General features: G+C 48.9%; 6 tRNA genes. All 6 read right to left on the reverse strand.

The annotated features are described in order from the left end of the window. Window positions 1-8: 8 nt before the first annotated feature. Window positions 9-68, reverse strand: a tRNA-Arg gene (locus tag L4D76_RS28720). Window positions 69-129: 61 nt separating this feature from the next. Then, a tRNA-Arg gene (locus L4D76_RS28725) sits at window positions 130-206 on the reverse strand. 57 nt (window positions 207-263) lie between these two features. Further along, window positions 264-340: transfer RNA gene (locus tag L4D76_RS28730), tRNA-Arg, on the reverse strand. 57 nt (window positions 341-397) lie between these two features. After that, a tRNA-Arg gene (locus L4D76_RS28735) sits at window positions 398-474 on the reverse strand. A 91-nt stretch (window positions 475-565) separates the two neighbouring features. Beyond that, window positions 566-657, reverse strand: a tRNA-Ser gene (locus L4D76_RS28740). 12 nt (window positions 658-669) lie between these two features. Next, window positions 670-746, reverse strand: a tRNA-Arg gene (locus L4D76_RS28745). Between the last annotated feature and the right edge of the window lie 109 nt (window positions 747-855).

Consider the following 855-nt stretch of genomic DNA (forward strand, 5'->3'; position numbering starts at 1 on the left):
GGAGGATTCGGAGGATTCGAACCTCCGACCGCCTGGTTCGTAGCCAAGTACTCTATCCAGCTGAGCTACGCGTGCACTAATTCTGTTTTACCACAACGACAACTGAAGAATGTCATTGCTTATAAATAATGGTGCACGCGGGAGGATTCGAACCTCCGACCGCCTGGTTCGTAGCCAAGTACTCTATCCAGCTGAGCTACGCGTGCACTARTTCTGTTTTATCACAACGACAATCACGAAATATTGTCACTGCTTTTAAATGATGGTGCACGCGGGAGGATTCGAACCTCCGACCGCCTGGTTCGTAGCCAAGTACTCTATCCAGCTGAGCTACGCGTGCACTAATTCTGTTTTATCACAACRACAATCACGAAATATTGTCAYTGCTTTTAAATGATGGTGCACGCGGGAGGATTCGAACCTCCGACCGCCTGGTTCGTAGCCAAGTACTCTATCCAGCTGAGCTACGCGTGCACTGATGTTACTTTACTTATCTTTCGGCTAAGAAAGATACTTATTAAAACTAATCTGACTACTAAGTAGCACACTAGCGTTAACGAAAGAATGGCGGTGAAGGAGGGATTCGAACCCTCGATACGGGATAAACCATATACTCCCTTAGCAGGGGAGCGCCTTCAGCCTCTCGGCCACCTCACCACACGAATTAGATGGTGCACGCGGGAGGATTCGAACCTCCGACCGCCTGGTTCGTAGCCAAGTACTCTATCCAGCTGAGCTACGCGTGCACTAATTCTGTTTTAYCACAACGACAACTGAAGAATGTCATTGCTTATAAATAATGGTGCACGCGGGAGGATTCGAACCTCCGACCGCCTGGTTCGTAGCCAAGTACTC

The sequence above is a fragment of the Photobacterium sagamiensis genome (genome assembly GCF_050337085.1).
Taxonomy (GTDB): domain Bacteria; phylum Pseudomonadota; class Gammaproteobacteria; order Enterobacterales; family Vibrionaceae; genus Photobacterium; species Photobacterium sagamiensis.